The organism is Saccharopolyspora tripterygii (genome assembly GCF_054778355.1).
Window position 1 is genome coordinate 249,827 of the sequence record NZ_BAAGZP010000027.1, and the last position, 15,514, is coordinate 265,340.

Here is a 15,514-nt window from a genome sequence, read left to right on the forward strand (position 1 = left end):
CGATGAACTTCTCCGAGATCCTGGCCGGTTTCGAAACGGTGCTGACGCCGACGAACCTGCTGTTCGTGCTCATCGGTGTCGTCGTCGGCATGGTCATCGGCGTCATCCCCGGGCTGGGGCCGACGGCGACGATCGCGCTCCTGCTGCCGCTGACCTACGGCATCGAGCCCGCCACGGCCATCATCATGCTCGCCGGCATCTACTACGGCTCGATGTACGGCGGCACCATCACCTCGGTCCTGCTGCACCTGCCCGGCGAAGCCGCCTCCGTGGTCACGACCTTCGACGGCTACCAGATGGCCAAGCAGGGACGTGCGGGACCGGCGCTGGGCATCGCCGCGATCGGCTCGTTCGTCGGCGGGCTGGTCTCCGTGGTCGGACTGCTGCTGTTCGCACCGCTGCTGGCCTCGTTCGCCCTGCGCTTCGGCCCTCCGGAATTCACCGTGCTCGCCCTGCTCGGCATCGCGTTGGCCGCCTACCTCGGCTCGCGCCGGTTCGCCGCGGCGCTGGCGATGGCGGCCTTCGGCCTGCTGCTGGCCACGGTCGGGCAGGACTCCATCGAGGGAAGCCCGCGGTTCACCTTCGGCAGCCTCGAACTCCTCAACGGACTCGACTTCGTCGCGGTCGCCATGGGCCTGTTCGGGCTCGGCGAACTCCTGCACACGCTGGAAACCTCGCGCCGGGCCCGCGGGCAGATCGCTCCGGTCGGCCACGTCCTGCCCTCCCGCGCCGAGATCCGGCAGTCCGGAGGAGCGATCGCCCGCGGCAGCGTGATCGGGTTCGTCCTCGGGTTGCTGCCGGGCGGCGGCGGCATGGTCGCGTCGCTGGCCTCCTACGCCACCGAGAAACGACGTTCGTCCGCACCGGAACGCTTCGGCAAGGGCGCCATCGAAGGCGTCGCCGGCCCGGAGACCGCCAACAACGCAGGATCCCAGGCCGCTTTCATCCCGCTGCTCACCCTCGGCCTACCACCCAACCCGGTGCTCGCGCTGATCCTCGGCGCACTGCTCATCCAGGGCGTGACACCAGGGCCGCAGCTCATCGTGGAGAACCCCGACATCTTCTGGGGCGTCATCGCCTCGATGCTCGTCGGCAACATCATCCTGCTGGTGCTGAACCTGCCGCTGGTGCGCGTGTTCATCAAGATCCTCAACATCCGCGTCGCGATCCTCGCCGCGCTAGCGGCCGTGGTAACGATGCTCGGCGTTTTCAGCATCAACAACAGCGTCTTCGACCTGTGGGTCGTGCTCGCCTTCGGCGTGCTCGGCTACGGCATGCGCAAGGCGGGCTTCGAACCCGGACCGCTGGTGCTGGCCTTCGTGCTCGGCGGTCTACTCGAACCCTCCGTGCGCCAGTCCCTGCTGATCAGCGGCGGTGACCCCACCGTCTTCGTCACCAGACCCATTTCCGGCACCATGCTCGGCCTCGCCGCGATCGCCACGATCGTCATGACCGTGAAGTCGGTCCGGGCCCGGAAGAACACCCGCACCCCAACCGATCCCGAGAAGGTGAACGCATGACGACGTCCGCGCCCCCACCATCGAGCCCGCCTCTCGACGGAGTCACCGTCGTCGCGCTCGAGCACGCCGTCGCCGTGCCCATCGCCAGCAGGCAGCTGGCCGACCTCGGTGCCCGCGTCATCAAGATCGAGCGCCTCGACGGCGGCGACTTCGCCCGAGGTTACGACGACGTCGTGGCAGGCGAACTGTCGAGCGTGTTCCTGTGGACGGGGCGCGGGAAGGAATCACTCGCGGTCGACCTCAAGAACCCGGCGGGGATCGCGCTCGTGCGAGAATTGCTGGCCGGGGCCGACATCTTCATCCAGAACATGAGTCCCGGCGCGGTCGAGCGGCTGGGCCTCGGTCCCGACGAGCTCACCGAGGAGAACCCCCGGCTCATCGTCGTCTCCAACACCGGCTACGGCGAACCCGGCCCCTACGCGGGCAAGCGCGCCTACGACGCGCTGGTGCAGGCCGAGTCGGGCACCGTGGCCGTCACCGGCACCAAGGGCATCATGGTCAAGCCGGGTTTCTCGGCCGCCGACGTGGCCAGTGGGATGTACATGGCGCAAGCCGCACTGATGGGCCTGTACCAGCGGGAGCGCACCGGCGTGGGAACGGTGGTCGACGTCGCGATGATCGACGCGATGACCGACTTCATCGCCAACCACATCTACTACGCCCAGCACAACGGGATCCCCGCCGAACGCATCAGCCTCGGCCACCCCTCACTCGTCCCCTACGGCGAGTACGCCACGCGGGACACGCCCGTCGTCGTCGGCATTCAGAACGACCGCGAGTGGGCGCGCTTCGCCGAACACGTGCTCGGGCGACTGGAGCTGGCAGAAGAGCCCGAGTACGCCACCAACGTCGCCCGCACCCGGCGTCGCGATGAGGTCGACGCGCTGATCTCGCAGACGCTCCGGCGATTCACCGCCGCTGAGCTGACGGCGCTGCTCGACGACATCGGCATCGCCTGCGCCCGGGTCAACGACCTCAAGTCGGTCTCCGAGCACCCGCAGCTCGTGGAGCGCGACCGCTGGGCGCAGACCTCGACGCCCGTCGGCCCGGTGCCGACGTTGCGGCAGGTCATCACCGAGCGCCGCAAGCAGTACCCGGTTGGTGCCGTGCCGGCGTTGGGACAGCACACCCGGCAGCTGCTCGCCGAGCTCGGGCGCGACGGAGCGGCGATCGACGAGCTCGTGCGGCGCGGCGTGGTGCGCGATTCCACAACACGTGTTCCAGGCCAGTAAATTGGAGCGAATGGGGACGCAGAACGAAGGGCACCGGTCGGTGGCCCGAGCGCTGCATGCGCTCGAGATCACCGTAGCCAGCGAAACCGGCGTGACCCTCGGTGAGCTCGCCGAGCACGTGGGCGCGGCGAAGTCCTCGCTGCACCCCTTGCTGCGAGCACTGGTGTTCCGCGGCTACCTCGTCCACGAGGACAACCGCTACCGCCCGGGCCCGGCGATCGACACGCTGGCGATGGCACAACACCCCGCGGTCGTACCGGTCGCCCGCCCCTTCATGGAGGACCTGCTCCAGCAGTTCAACGAGACGGTCATGCTCGGCAGCGTGGTCGGCGAGACCCTCGTGTACTTGCACTCCCTGGAGTCCACGCACGTGGTGCGCTACTCGCCACCGCAGGTCAGGCCAGCGACGGACCACCCCTCCTCCATCCGCAAGCTCTACCTCGCCCAGCTCGACGACGCGGACCTCGAGAAGTACGTGGCCGCCAACATCTGCGAGGACAAGCGAGAACGGCTGCTGGCGGAGGTGCGCGAGGCCCGCACCACCGGCGTCGCCTACAACCACGGTGACACCTTCCCGGACCTCAGCGCCGTCGCCGCGCGGATCACCGGCGACCAGGGCGTCCTCGCCTGCCTGGCCCTCGGCGGGCCGAGTCGGCGAATCGACGCGCGATCCGACGAGATCACCGAAGCTCTTCGCGAGGCGACCGCAGGCATCGAGACCGTGCTGTCCGCCGGAAGCCGAAATGCCTCGCCGTAACCGTTCATCGACCTGAACGGACCGATCCCGAACTCCCGGAATCGGTCCGCCGCCCTATGACCGCTCAGACCGCCTTGCCGCCGGCGAGGTCGAGGGCGATGTCGACGATCATGTCTTCCTGGCCGCCGACCATGCCGCGACGTCCGACCTCGACCAGGATTTCGCGGGTGTCGAGGCCGTAGTGCGTCGCCGCTCGCTCGGCGTGCCGGAGGAAGCTGGAGTAGACCCCGGCGTAGCCCAGGGTGAGGGTCTCCCGGTCGACCTGCACCGGCCGGTCCTGCAGGGGTCGCACGATGTCGTCCGCGGCGTCCTGGAGGGCGAACAGGTCGCAGCCGTGCTTCCAGCCGTGGATGTCGGCCACGGCGATGAACGCCTCGATCGGGCAGTTGCCCGCCCCGGCGCCGTGCCCGGCCAGCGAGGCGTCGACCCGGGTCACTCCCTCCTCGACGGCGATGACCGAGTTGGCCACCGACAGCGAGAGGTTCTCGTGGGCGTGGACGCCGATTTGGGTGGTCGGTTCGAGCACGTCACGGTAGGCGCGCACCCGGTCCCGGACGTCCCGCATGGTGAGCCGGCCGCCGGAGTCGGTGACGTAGACGCAGTGCGCGCCCGCGTCCTGCATGATCTTCGCCTGCGCCGCCAACTCCGCCGGCGGCGCCATGTGCGACATCATCAGGAATCCGGACACGTCCATGCCCAGGTCACGAGCCTTGCCGATGTGCTGGATCGCGATGTCGGCCTCGGTGGCGTGAGTGGCCACCCGCACCGAGACCACGCCCAGGTCGTGGGCCTTCTCCAGCGCCTCGATCGTCCCGATCCCCGGCAGCAGCAAGGTGGTGAGCTTGGCGTTCTCCACGACCTCGGCCGCCGCGGAGATCCACTCCCAGTCCGTGTTGCTGCCCGGCCCGTAGGTCAGGCTGGCACCGGCCAGTCCGTCGCCGTGCGCGACCTCGATCGCATCCACCCCGGTCTTGTCCAGCGCGGACGCGATCGCCTTGACCTGGTCCGGCGTGAGCCGGTGCCGGACGGCGTGCATCCCGTCCCGCAAGGTCACGTCCTGCACGTAGAGCACGGGCTGCTCGCCCATCAGACCACCTCCACCTTCTGCTCACCTTGAGCGGCGACCAGCTGCTCGGCCGTGCGCAGCGCAGCCGAGGTCATGATGTCCAGGTTGCCCGCGTAGGAGGGTAGGTAGTGCGCGGCGCCCTCGACCTCGAGGAACACCGACACCCGCCATCGCGGCCGCGGCGCGTTCCCGATCAAGGTGCCCAGCGGCTCGTCGTCCTGGATCGCGTCGACCTGGACCTGCTGTTTGAGCCGGTAGCCCGGCACGTACCGGGAGACTTCGGCGTGCATCCGAGCGATGGAGTCCTCGATCTCCTCCGGGTCACCTCCGGCAGCCAGGCAGAGCACCGTGTCCCGCATGATCATCGGTGGCTCGGCCGGGTTGAGCACGATGATCGCCTTGCCGCGCCGCGCACCGCCGACGGCCTCGATCGCCTTGCTGGTGGTCTCGGTGAACTCATCGATGTTCGCCCGCGTCCCCGGTCCCGCGGACTTCGACGCGATCGACGCGACGATCTCCGCATAAGGCACCTCGGTCACCCTGGAGACCGCGGCAACCATCGGGATCGTCGCTTGACCGCCGCAGGTAACCATGTTGACGTTCCGCGCGGCGCGATGATCGTCGAGGTTCACCGCGGGCACCACGAACGGCCCGATCGCCGCCGGAGTCAGGTCCACCAGGATCTTCCCGTGCGGCTCGAGCAGCCCGGCGTTCGCGACGTGCGCCTTCGCCGAGGTCGCGTCGAAGACGACGCCGATCTCGTCGAACACCGGCAGTTCCAGCAGGCCCCGCACCCCCTCGGCGGTGGTGGCGTAGTCGAGGCACTCGGCCCGGGCGAGCCCGTCGGAGGACGGATCGATACCGACCATCGCCCCCATCTCCAGCGTCTCGGAGAGCCGGATGACCTTCATCATGAGATCGGAACCGATGTTGCCGGACCCGATGATCGCGACCTTCGCCTTCATCGCCGGCCTCCGTTCACCGAGGCGCTCGCCGAGCGCTGCTCCGTCGCGGCGGTGCCCGGATCGGAGAACCCGACCGAGACCGTGCCCAGGGGGGACAGCGTCGCGGTGTACCGGCCGCCGGCGGCCACGGGGACCATCGGTCCCAGCGCCCCGGACAGCACCACCTCCCCTGCGCGCAGCGGCGAGCCCAGGTCGCGGCAGACCCGGGCCAGCCAGAGCACGGCCTCCACCGGATCGTCGAGGCAGGCTGCCCCCGTCCCCTCGCTGACCGTTCGCCCGGACCCGTCGACGAGGCTCATCCGCACCTGGGTGAGGTCGAGCCCGTCCAGCGAGGTCCGCAGCGGCCCGAGCACGTACATCGCGCTCGAGGCGTTGTCGGCCACCGTGTCGGCGAAGGTGATGTCCCAGCCCTCGATGCGGCTGTCGACGATCTCCAGTGCCGCCGCCACGTACTCGGTTCCGGCGCGAACCGCATCCGCGTCGAGGTCCTCGGTTTCGAGGTCGTCGGAGAGCACGAAGGCGACCTCGGCCTCGATCTTCGGCTGCAGCAGCGCCGCCGAGTCCGCCACCCCGCCGTCGGGCACCGCCATGTCGGCGTAGAGCACGCCGAAGTCCGGTTGGTCCACCCCGAGCTGCTGCTGGACCGCGGGCGAGGTCAGGCCGACCTTGCGGCCCACGATCCGCCTACCGGTGGCGATGGCGTCAGCCGTCAGGATGTTCTGTACGGCGTAGGCGGTCTCCGCCCTGCCGTCCGGCAGGACGTCGCGGACGGGTGCGCACGGGGTCCGCGTGCGCGCTGCGGCGAGCAAGCGGTGTGCGGCCTCCCGGATTCCGGGGTTCTCCGACATGTGTGTCCCTTCGTCGTCGGGAAATCGAGTCAGCCCCGCTTGACGAGCGGAAGCTCGGGGCGCCGGTCCGACACCCCCGCCTTGTCGGCGAGCTCACCGCTCACGGTGCCGGTGGCGAAGAACTCGGCGAAGACCGGGTTGAACAGGTCCGGACGGTCGGTCTGGCCCTGGTGCCCGCAGTCGTCCGGGTAGAAGAACTGGATGTTCGGGAGGTGGTCCTCCTGCACGTGACCCCACTCGACCGGGGTCAGGATGTCCTGGCGCCCGTACAGGTAGATGCCGGGAATGTCGATCCGGTCCAGGCGGCCCTTGGTGGCCAGGCGGGCAGCCCGGTTCTGGTCGGTCCACGGCACGATGTGGCGGTACTGCAGCAGGGTCGGCCAGAACTGGGCGTGCGCCTCGAGTCGCTGGCTGGCGGAGAGGTACCGCATCTCCACGAGGTCGTCGCCGACGGCCTCCTTGCGGTGGATGATCGCCTCCATCATCGTCCGCATGCCCTCGCGGGTGCCGTCGTAGGCGGTCATGTGGAACTGGCCCTTCGGCGGCGCGACGTCCTCGGGCACCACGTCACCGACGTCACCGGCGATGAGCGCGAAGCTGATCACCCGGTCCGGCCGGGACAGCATGTAGTTCACCGTGTTCATGCAGCCCATCGAGTTGCCCGCGAGGTGGAACCGGTCCAGGCACAGCGCGTCGACGAACTGCCCGATGAAGTCCACGAAGCTCTCCATGCCCTTCGGCCAGTACTCCTCGCGGAGGTCCGACAGCCCGAAGGCCGGCATGTCCGGGCAGTAGACGCGAAAGCCCTGCTCCGCGAGGTAGGGAGTCATGAAGCGCCATCCGGCCAGGCCCGAGGATCCGGGCAGCCCGCCGTGCAGCAGCACCACAGCAGGGCCGCTGTCGCCGGAGGTCATGTAGTGGGCCCGGGACCCGTCGGCCAGCCGCACCCAGCGGCTCGCCATCCCGGGGACCTCGACCAGGTTCTCGTCCGTAAGAGGCATCAGTGTCGTCCTTCGGTTTCGTAGTGCGTTCTTTCAGCGCTCGTCCGCGAGCCCGAGGAACTCGAGCGCGTTGCGGGCGAGGAGATCGGCCCCTGCCTCGACCGGCAAGGCCCCTGACTTGCGCGCGTCATCGATCGACCGCATCGACAACCGCATCTGGTCCGCGAAGAAGGGCGTGTCGCTGCCGAGCAGCAATCGCTCGACGCCGAAGCGGTGCACCAGCAGGCGGAGGTGCTCGTCGTCGAAGACGAGCGTGTCGGCGTAGAGCCTGCGAGTCAGCGCGTCCCAGAGCTCGGGCGTGGCCCCGCCGCCCAGGCCTGCGGCCACCTTGAGCCGCGGGTAGGCCCAAGCGAAGGCGCCGCACCCGTGGGCGAGGGCGACCCGTAGGCGCGGGTACTTCTCCAGGACGCCGCCGAAGACCAGCGAAGAGGCCGCGATGGCCGTGTCGGCGAGCATGCCCAGCCCAAGGTCGAACGGCTGCCCGGCCCGTCGGACCACGCCCTGACCGCCGAGGATCGGGTGGACGAACACCGCTGCACCCGTCCGCTCGCAGGCCGCCCAGAGCGGATCAAGGACCGGGTCATCCAGGTCTCGGGAGCCGATCCGGGTCCCGACCTCGATGCCCCGCAACCCCAGCTCCACGCACCTGCCGAGCTCGTGGATCGAGGCGTCGACGTCAGCGAGTGGGAGGCAGCCGAGACCGATCAGCCTCCCCTCGGACCGCCCGCAGGCCGCAGCGACTAAATCGTTCAGCGAACCCGCGTAGGCGGGATCGGCGTCGGGGTGCCACGCGTGCTCCATCGTCACGGGAACAGGCGAAATCACCTGGTGGGACACCCCGGCCTCGTCCATGTCCCGCAACCGGAGGCCAACGTCCCAGAGGGACGCGGTGACGACCCGGAACGTCGACTCGCCACACAGGATCCGCCCCCTTCGCTCATCGTCGACCACGAGTCGCGGGGCATCGGCGCCGTGCCCGGCGGACGCGAGCAGATCGGTCCCCAGGTAGTGCGCGTGGACATCGATGGCCGTGGCTGCGGGCATGAGAATTCCTTCGAACGGATCTCGAACGTCGTTGCTGTCACGCCGTTCCCGAGCGACGCTAACGATCGTGCGGCGCCCTCGTAGGTTTCGTTCTAGTGGCCGGAACCGACCTGCTCAGCTCCTCGTCCTGCCCACCCGCGCGCGTTATCGTGTTCCAACGACCCCGTGCGGGTCGCTGTTCACCACCGAGCAGCAATGGAGGTGCTGGTGGCCACTGTGGAGAAGCATTCCCCGGAGACCGACGAGCAACCTGCCTCGATCCTGTCGAAGGCGTTCGACCTGCTCTGGGCGTTCGGCCCGGACCAGCGGGTGCTCACCTTGACCGAGATCGCGCGCGCGAGCGGCCTGCCGAAGTCCACGGCGCACCGGCTCATCCGCCGGCTCATCCCGCTCGGTGTCATCGAACCGCACGGCACCGGGTTCAAGGTGGGACTGCCGATGCGCCGGCTGGCGTCGGCCATGCCGATCGAAAGCCTGCGCCAGTCAGCGCTGCCCCACCTCGGGCAACTGCACCGCTGGTCCAGGCGGCACGTCCACCTCGGTGGCCTGCGCGGGAGCCGGGTGGTGTTCATCGAGCGGTTCCTGCTCCCCGACGAAGAGCTGCCTTCCGCCTGTCCCGGGACGGACATCGGGGCCTACGCAACAGCGTTGGGCAAGGCGATGCTGGCTTTCCTCACCCCCGAGGAACTGGAGGCGGTTCTCGCCGAACCGATGCCGCCGCTGGCGCCCCACACCGTGACCGATCCAGACGAGCTCATGGCGGAGCTGCGCCAGGTCCGACGGCGGCAGGTGGCCATCGCCCGCGGCGAATCGCACCCGGACGTCACCTGCGTTGCCGCCCCGATCCTCATCAGAGGGCGTGCCGTGAGCGCGATCTCGGTGTCGACGACGGCGAAGGACGCCGTCGTCGACCGCGCACTCATCGATGCGGTGAGCGTGACAGCGCACCGCGTCGCGCGGGACAACGAACGCGTGCTCGCCCAGGGCAACGACAGCTGGTTCCCCGGTATCGACTGACCGAGCCGGGTCGGCGCCGCGTCGTAACGCCGACCCGGCAGGTCCTCACCCGTTGTAGAGGGCGAAGGGCTTGTTGGAGTTGAACACGTCCGTGGTGACCATCGTCGACCACTCCCGCGTCAACTTGAGCTCCTGGACGGCCCCGACCAGGCAGAACCAGTTCAGGATCTCGTGCTGACCGGCCTCGACCACATCGCGGCTGGTCGTGGCGGCGAGCTCGTCGTACCGCTCCTCCACCAGCAGCTCGTAGAGCCGCTCGTCCGAGGCAGTGTCGGGCCGGATGTGCCACAACGAGTCGGCGAGGAACGCGTGGGACCAGCTCGAGGACGCCACGAACGCGACCCGGAGGTCGGTGTTCCGGAAGTACCGGGCGATCGCCCGCCCGATCTCCACGCAGCGGGCCGGACTCGGACCCGACGGGTCCAGCGTCTCCTGCTCGATGTCGGCGAAGCGGGCCAGGCCGCCCTTGCGGGCGATCGCGTGCTGCCCGTAGCAGTTCACCGTGATCGGCAGCAGCTTGTACGGGAACTCCGCGCCCGCGTGCTCGTAGTCCAGGAACAGCTGGGTGTTCAGGATCGCGTGCGGGAAGTGAGCGCCTGCCCGCTTCCGGTAGGAGTAGGCCATGTCGACGCCATCGTTGATCAACCCGTCCGTCATGGCGCGGGCCTGCGCGGCATCACCGCGCAGCGTGATCGTGAAGTCGTCGGGCAGCCCCCAGGCGTTGGGGCTCCCCCGCTCGTTCATCACCTCGAAGGCCGGGACCTCCAGATCGTCGTAGGCCAGCACGCAGAAGGGCGGGACGACCTCCTCGCGGAAGTTCTCGTACTGATCGTCCCCCCACACCACGACCACGTCCGGCGCGAACCGGTCGAGCGCCCCACGACAGCGCCGCAGCCCGTCGAGCAATCGGGCGCGGTGACTGGCCGCTGAGGCGCGCCCCTGGTCGTTGCCCCATTCCTCGCGCATGGCTTCCGGCCAGTTCGCCGGGTCCTTCTCCTCCTCCGGGATGTCCGGGTCGGTGAGGGTCCAGCGCAGCAGACCGGCCATGTGCTCATCCGTGCCCGCCAGCAGCGGGTAGTGGGTCATTCCGATGCCGAGGAAGCGGCTCACCGTCGTGCCTCTCCGTGAAGGGGTGTGGATGTGGCGTCGGCCGGCGGTTCGGTCGGGAACCCGTCGTGCGAGACCGGCATGACGACCACGTTCGAAGTCCCGAGTTGCATCCACCGCATGCCCTCGTCATCAGGCTGGTGCGGCATGACCTCGATGGTCGTGAAGGGGACGCCGTTGGGGTCGTGGGTCCCGACGATGATGTTGACGTCGCAGCCGACCGAGCGAACGTGCAGGATCTTGTCCGGACCGTCGGGCGTCAGGTGATCGACGATGCGCATCAGCACTCCCTGGCGTTGGGTTGTCGAGACCGGCCGAACCGACCCGATTCACATGGTTGGGAATTTGGGCGACGCTAACGTTCCGCGCGCTGCGGGGGCGGACGAGTTCCGGTGCCTGGAACCGCTTTTGCCGCGCATCGTCGACGCGGTTCCAGCGGCTGGAACCGCGCCCCACGCTGACCGCGGCCACGCCTAGCGTCGACGCACTCGCAAGCACCTCGACCGCTCAGCGCTGACACCAGAGGGCAGAAACAGTGAGCTCGCCGTCAACGGATTCGCCGACCGCCGACCCCAAAACCCTTCGACGCGTCGTCGGAGCCGGTTTCCTCGGGACGACGATCGAGTACTACGACTTCTTCATCTACGGGACCGCAGCAGCACTGGTGTTCCCCAAGGTGTTCTTCCCCGAGTTGGGCGCCGCAGCGGCGACGACGGCCTCTTTCGCGACCTTCGCCGTCGCGTTCGTGGCACGGCCGTTCGGCGGTGTGGTCTTTGGACATCTCGGCGACCGGGTCGGCCGCAAGACCACGCTGGTCGCGACGCTGCTGATCATGGGTGTCTCGACGGTTCTCATCGGTGTGCTCCCCACCGGGGCGACCATCGGCGTCGCCGCACCGATCCTCCTCGTAGCGCTGCGATTCCTGCAGGGGCTGGCGGTCGGCGGTGAGTGGTCGAGCGCTGCGCTTTTCGTGGGCGAGTACGCGCCACCGCGCAAGCGCGGGCTGTACGCCCTCGCCCCGACTCTGGGAACCTCCGCCGGACTGCTGCTTTCGACGCTGACGTTCCTCGTCACCGGGTTCACGATGTCAACCGAGACGTTCCTGACATGGGGCTGGCGGCTGCCGTTCCTGCTGAGCGTCGTGCTGGTCTTCGTGGGGCTCTGGGTGCGCCTCGGGGTGGCTGACACACCGGTCTTCCGGGCCGCGCAGGAGCGAGCCGCCGCGACGGAGAAGGCGAAGCTCCCCATCACCGAATTGCTGCGCCACCAGTGGAAGCAGATGCTGCTAGCAGCAGGCGCGATCCTGTTCTGGCAGCCGTTCTTCACGATCGCATCCGTGTTCCTGGTCAACTATGGAACCGCCGAGGTCGGCCACTCCCGGAACACGATGCTCACCATCAACATCGTGGCAATCCTGTTCAACATCGCGGGAAGCATCATCGGCGGCAGGCTCGCCGACCGGATCGGGCGCAGGCGAAGCATGCTGATCTCCACCAGCTTCGGCGTCATCTGGGCGTTCGCGCTCTTCCCGCTGGCCGACACCGGCAGTCCCGTCCTGATGGGACTCGGCATCTCGGCAACCCTGTTCTTCGTCGGAATCTCCAGCAGCGCGATGACCGCGTTCATGCCGGAGCTCTTCCGCACGGCCTACCGGTCGACCGGCACCGGCGCGGCTTTCAACCTCGGCAGCGCCGTCGGCGCATCCGTCCCGTCGATCATCGCCGCTCCCCTGCTCGCCGCGTTCGGGGGAATCGGCGTCGCGGTGATGCTCTCAGCGTTCGCCTTCGCAGCCACGGTGTCCGTGGCGTTCCTGAACGAGACCCGCGGCCGGTCGCTCGATGACACCGCAACCACGACCGCGGCTCGCCCCGCTGCCGACGCAGTCTGACCACCGCCGCACCCCGGGCCGCCAGCACGACCCGGCCACTTGAGAGGAACGGAGTCACCCGTGCCCCAACCGTATGTGATCGACAAACGCGAGGACTGCCTGTTCCAGGTCGACCGCGAGGTGTTCACCTCACAGGAGATCTTCGAGAAGGAACGGGACCTGATCTTCGCCGACGCCTGGCTCTACGTGGGCCACGAGTCGGAATTGCCGAAGAAGAACGACTTCCGCACCCGCGACGTCGGCGGACGATCGGTCATCTTCAACCGGGACCGCCACGGCGAAGTGCGCGTACTGCTCAACACCTGCCTGCACCGCGGCGCGTCAGTCTGCAGGCACCCCAAGGGAAATCAGAAGATCTTCACCTGCTTTTACCACGGCTGGGCCTACCGCAACTCCGGCGAGCTCGTCAACGTGCCCGCCGGTGAGGACTACACGAGGGCACCCGCCGACGTCTACGGCGGTCTCCGCTCCCCGCGCGTGGAGAACTACCGCGGTTTCTACTTCTGCAACTTCTCCGAACACGCGCCCGACCTGCGCACATGGCTGGGCGCCTCCGCCTACCTGTTCGACCTCACGGCCGACCAGTCCGAGGACGGCGTCGAAATCTTGGAGGGCACGCACAGCTACACCCTCAACGCGAACTGGAAGCTGCTCGTCGAGAACAGCGTCGACGGCTACCACGCGAAGTCGGTGCACCACACCTACTTCGAGATGATGATGGAGCTCGGCCAAACCCCGCCGATGCTCGGCGAAGGCACCGTCAACGGAGTCCCTCCCGCAGGTCTCGGGACGGAGTTCGGCAACGGACACGCGACGCTGATCTACCCGGGAAACGGTCTGCCGCTGGCCAACGAGCAGGTCGCACGCAACCTCGCCGAACTCCGCGCGAAGGCGGTCGACAGGTATGGCGAGGAGTACGCCTCCGCGGTGTTCAACCTCGCCCGCAACTCGATCTTCTTCCCGAACTTCGTCCTCATCGACCTGAACTTCGGGATGATCATCCGAACCATCATGCCGCTGGGTCCGGACCGCACCCAGGCCACGAGCTGGCACATCGCACCCCGCGGGCTCGACCAGGAGTCGCTGCAGTACCGGATCGACAACGCCCTGACCTTCTGGGGCCCGGCAGGCCTGGCCACGCCCGACGACGTCGAGGCGCTCGAGCAGGCGCAGCGCGGGTTCAGCACCCGCTGCGAAGTGCCCCTGTCCGACATCTCCAAGGGCATGGGCAAGGCCCGGCCCGCGGCCAACGACGAGTTGCAGATGCGCGCCTGGTGGCGCCAGTGGAACTACGTCATGACCGGTGAGCAACTGCCCGCCGAGGTCGAGGCGTTCACCCCGTTCGAAACCCGCGAGCACCGGAAGGCCTGATCCGATGACCACCACCGAACCCGAGGCACCGCTGGCCGCCCGCCCCGTTTCCGGAATCACCCGGAGCGAGGTCGAAGAATTCCTGTACGCCGAGGCGGCGCTGATCGACGACTGGCGACTCGAGGAATGGGTGGAGCTGTTCACCCTCGACTGCACCTACGAGGTTCCGGCGACCGACGCCCCGGACACCGACCCCGGCCAGACCTGGTCGCTGATCCACGACCGGCGAACGATGCTGGAGCAGCGGATCATCCGGCTCAAGAAGCCCGAGGCCCACGCGGAGTTCCCGCACTCGCAGACCAGCCGGATCATCGGCAACATCCGGATCACCGACCGGCTCGAGCAGACGCTGCTCGTCGAGGCCAACTTCATCGTGTCGCGGATGAAGTCGGGGAAGTTCGACCAGTACGTCGGCAGGCACTACTACGAGCTCGTGCCCGCGCTCGAAGGTTTCCTCATCCGCCGCAAGAAGAGTGTTCTCGCGCATGACCGGCTCGACCCGCAAGGCAAGATCTCGTTCGTCCTCTGAGGACGGCCATCACCACCGGAGGAGAGGACACGATGGGCCAGGAGGAGACCATGACGGAACGGAGCTACGCCTGCGAGGTCGACGACCTCGACGACGGCGACACAATGACCGTCGAGCTCGACGGCGAGCCCGTGGCGCTCTACCGGGTCGGCGACGAGTTCTTCGCCACCGCCGACACGTGAACGCACGAGAAGTGGTCGCTGGGCGAGGAAGGGGACCTCGACGGGTTCGAGGTCACCTGCACGCTGCACAACGCCAGGTTCGACGTGCGCAACGGCAAAGCGCTGTGCTTCCCGGCGACGGTGGACCTGCGTCCGTACTCGACGATCGTCGAGGACGGACGAGTGTATGTCGCCCGGGCCGAGGTGTCCGCATGACCGCCGAGCGATTCGCCGACCGGGTCGCGCTCGTGACCGGTGGTGCCAGTCCCATCGGATTCGGCATCGCATCCAGGCTGGCCGCCGACGGCGCGGCGGTGGTGCTGGGCGACTTCGACCGGGAGCGGCTCCAGCTCCTCGGCGCCAAGTTGGAAGCCGAAGCACCGGGCCGGGTGCACACCGTGCTCGGCGACCTCAGCAGGCGCGAGGACGCCGCCGCTCTCGTGGACGCGACCACCGGGCGCTTCGGCCGGTTGGACGTGCTGGTCAACTGCGCGGGCGGCGGGGTCATCCGGCCCACTCCCGACCACACCGAGGAGACCCTGCGGGCGACCGTCGACCGCAATCTCTGGACCACGCTGAACTGCACGCTCGAAGCCCTGCCGGTGCTGTCCGCCGCCGGGTACGGGCGGATCGTCAACGTCGGCGCGGAGTCCGTGCGCAACGGCCTGTTCCGGCACGCGATCTACAACGCCGCCAAGGGCGGGGTGCACGCCGTGGCCACCGGTCTCGCCCGCGAATACGCCGAGCACGGCATCACCGTGAACGTGGTCGCGCCCGCGTGGATCACCACGCCCGAGGCCGAGGCGCGGATCGCCGCATCATCCGAAGCCGAGCGCGCCGACTGGGCCGCGTTCACCGACCAGATCCGCTCGACGATCCCGATGAAGCGGCCGGGCACGGTCGCCGAGGTTGCCGCCGCCGTCGCCTTCGTGGCTTCGGAGGAGGCTTCCTACATCACCGGCCAGACGATCAGCGTCAACGGCGGCAGCTCGATGCTCTGAATCGACA

At 68.6% G+C, this 15,514-nt stretch carries 16 protein-coding genes and 1 pseudogene; 10 read left to right on the forward strand and 7 right to left on the reverse strand.

Annotated features, from left to right (window positions below):
• Positions 1-2 precede the first annotated feature (2 nt).
• The 3 genes from ACYVF3_RS20870 to ACYVF3_RS20880 are packed head-to-tail and all read left to right on the forward strand — an operon-like array spanning position 3 to position 3,509.
• Positions 3-1,520: a tripartite tricarboxylate transporter permease gene (locus ACYVF3_RS20870; RefSeq protein ID WP_461155902.1), complete on the forward strand. Its 1,518-nt coding sequence runs from the start codon at positions 3-5 to the stop codon at positions 1,518-1,520.
• Entirely contained in the window at positions 1,517-2,752 is a 1,236-nt protein-coding gene (locus ACYVF3_RS20875) for a CaiB/BaiF CoA transferase family protein (RefSeq protein WP_461155903.1), read from the forward strand. Before ACYVF3_RS20870 ends, ACYVF3_RS20875 begins: the two co-directional genes overlap by 4 nt.
• Positions 2,753-2,762: 10 nt before the next feature.
• Positions 2,763-3,509 (forward strand): IclR family transcriptional regulator, encoded by a 747-nt coding sequence (locus ACYVF3_RS20880; protein WP_406691874.1) that lies wholly within the window; start codon positions 2,763-2,765, stop codon positions 3,507-3,509.
• 64 nt (positions 3,510-3,573) lie between these two features.
• Here ACYVF3_RS20880 and dmpG read toward each other — a convergent pair whose 3' ends face one another.
• From dmpG to ACYVF3_RS20905, 5 genes are read right to left on the reverse strand one after another with little or no spacing between them, the layout of a single operon-like run.
• Positions 3,574-4,596 (reverse strand): 4-hydroxy-2-oxovalerate aldolase, encoded by a 1,023-nt coding sequence (dmpG, locus tag ACYVF3_RS20885; RefSeq protein WP_461155904.1) that lies wholly within the window; start codon positions 4,594-4,596, stop codon positions 3,574-3,576.
• Positions 4,596-5,540, reverse strand: coding sequence for an acetaldehyde dehydrogenase (acetylating) (locus ACYVF3_RS20890; RefSeq protein ID WP_461155905.1), 945 nt, complete (start codon positions 5,538-5,540; stop codon positions 4,596-4,598). The genes dmpG and ACYVF3_RS20890 overlap by 1 nt, the downstream gene beginning before the upstream one ends.
• A complete protein-coding gene (locus ACYVF3_RS20895) occupies positions 5,537-6,388 on the reverse strand; it encodes a 2-keto-4-pentenoate hydratase (RefSeq protein WP_461155906.1) in 852 nt (283 codons plus the stop codon). The genes ACYVF3_RS20890 and ACYVF3_RS20895 overlap by 4 nt, the downstream gene beginning before the upstream one ends.
• A gap of 29 nt (positions 6,389-6,417) precedes the next feature.
• A complete protein-coding gene (locus tag ACYVF3_RS20900; RefSeq protein WP_461155907.1) occupies positions 6,418-7,389 on the reverse strand; it encodes an alpha/beta fold hydrolase in 972 nt (323 codons plus the stop codon).
• Between the two features lie 33 nt (positions 7,390-7,422).
• Positions 7,423-8,433 (reverse strand): amidohydrolase family protein, encoded by a 1,011-nt coding sequence (locus ACYVF3_RS20905; RefSeq protein WP_461155908.1) that lies wholly within the window; start codon positions 8,431-8,433, stop codon positions 7,423-7,425.
• Positions 8,434-8,640: 207 nt separating this feature from the next.
• Between ACYVF3_RS20905 and ACYVF3_RS20910 the strand changes: the two genes are divergently transcribed.
• Positions 8,641-9,450 (forward strand): IclR family transcriptional regulator, encoded by an 810-nt coding sequence (locus ACYVF3_RS20910; protein WP_461155909.1) that lies wholly within the window; start codon positions 8,641-8,643, stop codon positions 9,448-9,450.
• A 45-nt stretch (positions 9,451-9,495) separates the two neighbouring features.
• Here the strand turns inward: ACYVF3_RS20910 and ACYVF3_RS20915 are convergent, their stop codons facing one another.
• The gene (locus ACYVF3_RS20915) at positions 9,496-10,560 is read right to left on the reverse strand and encodes a DODA-type extradiol aromatic ring-opening family dioxygenase (protein WP_461155910.1); all 1,065 of its coding nucleotides are present in this window, start codon (positions 10,558-10,560) and stop codon (positions 9,496-9,498) included.
• The gene (locus ACYVF3_RS20920) at positions 10,557-10,838 is read right to left on the reverse strand and encodes a hypothetical protein (RefSeq protein WP_406691882.1); all 282 of its coding nucleotides are present in this window, start codon (positions 10,836-10,838) and stop codon (positions 10,557-10,559) included. The genes ACYVF3_RS20915 and ACYVF3_RS20920 overlap by 4 nt, the downstream gene beginning before the upstream one ends.
• Before the next feature lie 254 nt (positions 10,839-11,092).
• On the opposite strand from ACYVF3_RS20920, the gene ACYVF3_RS20925 reads away from it, so the two are divergent.
• From ACYVF3_RS20925 to ACYVF3_RS20950, 6 genes and pseudogenes are all read left to right on the forward strand, one after another.
• Entirely contained in the window at positions 11,093-12,445 is a 1,353-nt protein-coding gene (locus ACYVF3_RS20925) for an MFS transporter (RefSeq protein WP_461155911.1), read from the forward strand.
• Between the two features lie 60 nt (positions 12,446-12,505).
• A complete protein-coding gene (locus ACYVF3_RS20930; protein WP_461155912.1) occupies positions 12,506-13,816 on the forward strand; it encodes an aromatic ring-hydroxylating oxygenase subunit alpha in 1,311 nt (436 codons plus the stop codon).
• A 4-nt stretch (positions 13,817-13,820) separates the two neighbouring features.
• The gene (locus ACYVF3_RS20935; protein ID WP_461155913.1) at positions 13,821-14,345 is read left to right on the forward strand and encodes an aromatic-ring-hydroxylating dioxygenase subunit beta; all 525 of its coding nucleotides are present in this window, start codon (positions 13,821-13,823) and stop codon (positions 14,343-14,345) included.
• Between the two features lie 50 nt (positions 14,346-14,395).
• Positions 14,396-14,527 carry a Rieske 2Fe-2S domain-containing protein gene (locus ACYVF3_RS20940; RefSeq protein WP_461155914.1) on the forward strand — a complete coding sequence of 44 codons (132 nt, stop codon included), beginning with the start codon at positions 14,396-14,398 and terminating at the stop codon, positions 14,525-14,527.
• Between the two features lie 12 nt (positions 14,528-14,539).
• A pseudogene (locus ACYVF3_RS20945) lies at positions 14,540-14,722 on the forward strand (Rieske 2Fe-2S domain-containing protein); the annotation flags it as partial.
• A complete protein-coding gene (locus ACYVF3_RS20950; protein ID WP_461155915.1) occupies positions 14,719-15,507 on the forward strand; it encodes an SDR family NAD(P)-dependent oxidoreductase in 789 nt (262 codons plus the stop codon). The pseudogene ACYVF3_RS20945 and the gene ACYVF3_RS20950, both read left to right, overlap by 4 nt.
• Positions 15,508-15,514: the final 7 nt, after the last annotated feature.

Coding starts and splice junctions, on each gene's coding strand:
- ACYVF3_RS20870 (WP_461155902.1), top strand. CDS start 3: ATGAACTTCTCCGAGATCCTGGCCGGTTTCGAAACGGTGCTGACGCCG.
- ACYVF3_RS20875 (WP_461155903.1), top strand. CDS start 1,517: ATGACGACGTCCGCGCCCCCACCATCGAGCCCGCCTCTCGACGGAGTC.
- ACYVF3_RS20880 (WP_406691874.1), top strand. CDS start 2,763: ATGGGGACGCAGAACGAAGGGCACCGGTCGGTGGCCCGAGCGCTGCAT.
- dmpG (WP_461155904.1), bottom strand. CDS start 4,596: ATGGGCGAGCAGCCCGTGCTCTACGTGCAGGACGTGACCTTGCGGGAC.
- ACYVF3_RS20890 (WP_461155905.1), bottom strand. CDS start 5,540: ATGAAGGCGAAGGTCGCGATCATCGGGTCCGGCAACATCGGTTCCGAT.
- ACYVF3_RS20895 (WP_461155906.1), bottom strand. CDS start 6,388: ATGTCGGAGAACCCCGGAATCCGGGAGGCCGCACACCGCTTGCTCGCC.
- ACYVF3_RS20900 (WP_461155907.1), bottom strand. CDS start 7,389: ATGCCTCTTACGGACGAGAACCTGGTCGAGGTCCCCGGGATGGCGAGC.
- ACYVF3_RS20905 (WP_461155908.1), bottom strand. CDS start 8,433: ATGCCCGCAGCCACGGCCATCGATGTCCACGCGCACTACCTGGGGACC.
- ACYVF3_RS20920 (WP_406691882.1), bottom strand. CDS start 10,838: ATGCGCATCGTCGATCACCTGACGCCCGACGGTCCGGACAAGATCCTG.
- ACYVF3_RS20935 (WP_461155913.1), top strand. CDS start 13,821: ATGACCACCACCGAACCCGAGGCACCGCTGGCCGCCCGCCCCGTTTCC.
- ACYVF3_RS20940 (WP_461155914.1), top strand. CDS start 14,396: ATGACGGAACGGAGCTACGCCTGCGAGGTCGACGACCTCGACGACGGC.
- ACYVF3_RS20950 (WP_461155915.1), top strand. CDS start 14,719: ATGACCGCCGAGCGATTCGCCGACCGGGTCGCGCTCGTGACCGGTGGT.